Annotated in this window: 3 protein-coding genes and 1 pseudogene; 2 read left to right on the top strand and 2 right to left on the bottom strand. The window is 75.9% G+C overall.

The window, feature by feature from the left end; all coding sequences use genetic code 11:
* Together A5655_RS29195 and A5655_RS29345 are read left to right on the top strand one after the other, a co-directional pair.
* Positions 1 to 441: hypothetical protein (locus A5655_RS29195; protein ID WP_197508613.1), on the top strand; the 441-nt coding region annotated here is incomplete at its 5' end.
* A gap of 89 nt (positions 442 to 530) precedes the next feature.
* A pseudogene (locus A5655_RS29345) lies at positions 531 to 656 on the top strand (hypothetical protein); the annotation flags it as partial.
* Between the two features lie 667 nt (positions 657 to 1,323).
* Here the strand turns inward: A5655_RS29345 and A5655_RS06230 are convergent.
* Complete coding sequence (locus A5655_RS06230) at positions 1,324 to 2,649, bottom strand: UDP-glucose/GDP-mannose dehydrogenase family protein (protein ID WP_067006859.1); 1,326 nt, start codon at positions 2,647 to 2,649, stop codon at positions 1,324 to 1,326.
* A gap of 89 nt (positions 2,650 to 2,738) precedes the next feature.
* The coding region (locus A5655_RS26955; RefSeq protein WP_197508613.1) for a hypothetical protein at positions 2,739 to 3,179 on the bottom strand (441 nt) is incomplete at its 5' end.

Raw genomic sequence — 3,179 nt, 5'->3', positions numbered from 1 at the left:
GCTCCCGCCCCGGCTCCCGCGGCGCCGGCACCCGCGGCCCCCGCCCAGGCGCCGGCTCCCGAGGCCCCCGCTCCGGCGCCCGCGCCGGTTCCGGAGGCTCCCGCTCCGGCGCCCGCGCCGGTTCCGGCCGCCCCGGCGCCCGCTCCGATCCCCGAGGCCCCCGCGCCCGCCCCGGTCCCGGTGCCGGAGGCTCCGGCCCCCGCGCCGCCGCCGGCCGTCGCGCCCATCCCGGTGCCGATTCCGCTGCCCATCCCGGGCATCGGTGGCCCGCCGGGAGGCATCTTCGGCCCGCCCGGCGGCGGATACGGGCCGCACGGCGGCGGCGACGGGCCCCGCGGCGGCGGTGGGTTCCCCGGATTCCCCGGTGGCGGCGGAGGCCACGGCGGCGGCTTCGGCGGTGGTGGCGGCTTCGGCGGTGGCCACGGCGGCGGCCACCACTAGGCCTTTTACCGCCAGCTGTCATCTGCCGTTTGCCTCCCGATTAGCGGCGCGATGCAGTTAGCTCATCGCGGCCACCTACACACGGTGGTATGCGATGCACCGTTTTTGGCACCGGTTACCTCGGTGCCACGCACGCAGCGGGGATGGCCGAACTGGGACACGACGTCGTCGGCGTGGACATCGACGCCGGCAAGGTGGCCAAGCTGGCCGGCGGCGCCGGCGGCGCCGGCGGGGTGTGGGGGAACGGCGGCGCCGGGGGCGCCGGCGGCACGGGCAGCACCGGCGATGGCGGGTCAGGCGGCGCCGGCGGCGCCGGCGGCATGTTCGAGGGCTCGGCGGGCGCCGGCGGCGCCGGCGGCACCGGCTCCGTCAACGGTGGCGCGGGCGGCCACGGCGGCAACACGAGGGGGATCTCCGGCAACGGCGGCGACGGCGGCGCCGGCGGTACCGGCATCACGGGCTTCGGAGGGGCCGGGGGTGACGCCGGCAACTCCGGTCCCGTGCAGGGCACCGCCGGGCGCGGCGGGAACGGCGGCTTCGGGGGCGGCGGCGCCGGCGGCGCCGGCGGGAACGGCGGCAACGCCGCGGGGATCTCGGGCAGCGGCGGCGCGGGCGGGGCCGGCGGTGCCGGCGAGACCACCGGCGGCAACGGCGGACACGGCGGCAACGCGGCTCTGGTCGGCTACGGCGGCGACGGCGGCCCCGGCGGCCAGGGCGTCACGGGACGCGGGGGTGACGGCGGGAACGGCGGGGGCGCCGTGCTCGTCGGCAACGGCGGCACCGGCGGCAACGCCGGGATCGGTGTGCCGGAGGGCAATGCCGGCACCGGTGGCGCGGGTGGCGTGTTCGGCTCGGCCGGCAACAACGGCCTGACCTAGCGCGCTAGGGCCGCGGCGCCCCGAGCCGGAACACCCGCCACCCCGCGCGCTCCCAGCGGGCGGCGTCCAGGCAGTTGCGGCCGTCGACGACGACGCGCGCCCGCACCCGGTCGGCCAGGGCGTTCGGGTCGAGGTCGACGAATTCCCGCCACTCGGTGAGCACCAGCACGGCATCCGCGCGCTCGCAGGCCTCTTCGACCGACACCGCATAGTTCAGCGTCGGGAACAGGCGCTGCGCGTTGTCCAAAGCCTTGGGGTCGTACACGTTGACCGCGGCGCCATTGAGTTGAAGCTGCCCGGCGACGTTGAGCGCGGGCGAGTCGCGCACGTCGTCGGATTCGGGTTTGAACGCTGCACCCAGCACGGCGATGTTGGCGCCCAGCAGCGAGCCGCCGCACGCGGTGGTGGCCAGCTCGACCATCCGGGTGCGCCGGCGCATGTTGATGCTGTCCACCTCGCGCAGGAACGTCAGCGCCTGGTCGGCGCCCAGCTCACCGGCGCGGGCCATGAATGCGCGGATGTCCTTGGGCAGGCAGCCGCCGCCGAAACCCAAACCGGCATTGAGGAATTGGCGCCCGATCCGCGGGTCGTAGCCCAGCGCGTCGGCCAGCACGCTGACGTCGGCGCCCGCCGCCTCGCATACCTCGGAAATCGCGTTGATGAACGAAATCTTGGTCGCCAGAAAGGCGTTGGCGGAAACCTTGACCAGCTCGGCGGTCTGCAGATCGGTCACCAAAAACGGCACGCCGGCGCCCAGCAGCGGCCCGTACAGCTCGCGGGCCGCCGCCTCGGCGCGCGTGGAACCCTGTTGGGTCCCGAGCACGATGCGATCCGGGTGCAGGGTGTCGTGCACCGCGTAGCCCTCGCGCAAAAACTCCGGGTTCCATGCGATTTCGACGTCCACCTCGGGCCGCGCCAGCGCGGCCGCCCGGTGGTTCAGCTCGGCCGCGGTGCCCACCGGCACCGTCGACTTGCCGATCAGCACCGACGGCCGGGTCAGCCGGGGCACCAGCGTGTCGATGACCGCGTGGACGTGGCACAGGTCGGCGCCGTATTCGCCCTTCTTCTGCGGCGTTCCCACGCCCAGGAAGTGGACGTCGGCGAAATCGGCCGCCATGTCGTAGTCGGTGGTGAAGTGCAGTCGTCCGGCAGTGAGGTTGTCGGTCAACAACTTTCGCAGACCGGGCTCGTAGAACGGGATGTCGCCGCCGGCCAGCTTGGCCACCTTGCCGGCGTCGATGTCCACGCCGACGACGTCGTGTCCCAGTTCGGCCATCCCCGCTGCGTGCGTGGCACCGAGGTAACCGGTGCCAAAAACGGTGCATCGCATACCACCGTGTGTAGGTGGCCGCGATGAGCTAACTGCATCGCGCCGCTAATCGGGAGGCAAACGGCAGATGACAGCTGGCGGTAAAAGGCCTAGTGGTGGCCGCCGCCGTGGCCACCGCCGAAGCCGCCACCACCGCCGAAGCCGCCGCCGTGGCCTCCGCCGCCACCGGGGAATCCGGGGAACCCACCGCCGCCGCGGGGCCCGTCGCCGCCGCCGTGCGGCCCGTATCCGCCGCCGGGCGGGCCGAAGATGCCTCCCGGCGGGCCACCGATGCCCGGGATGGGCAGCGGAATCGGCACCGGGATGGGCGCGACGGCCGGCGGCGGCGCGGGGGCCGGAGCCTCCGGCACCGGGACCGGGGCGGGCGCGGGGGCCTCGGGGATCGGAGCGGGCGCCGGGGCGGCCGGAACCGGCGCGGGCGCCGGAGCGGGAGCCTCCGGAACCGGCGCGGGCGCCGGAGCGGGGGCCTCGGGAGCCGGCGCCTGGGCGGGGGCCGCGGGTGCCGGCGCCGCGGGAGCCGGGGCGGGAGC

Origin of the sequence: Mycobacterium sp. 1081908.1 (assembly GCF_001673535.1) — a bacterium.
In the GTDB taxonomy this organism is placed as follows: Bacteria; Actinomycetota; Actinomycetes; order Mycobacteriales; family Mycobacteriaceae; genus Mycobacterium.
This window is presented reverse-complemented; position numbering and strand designations above follow the sequence as displayed.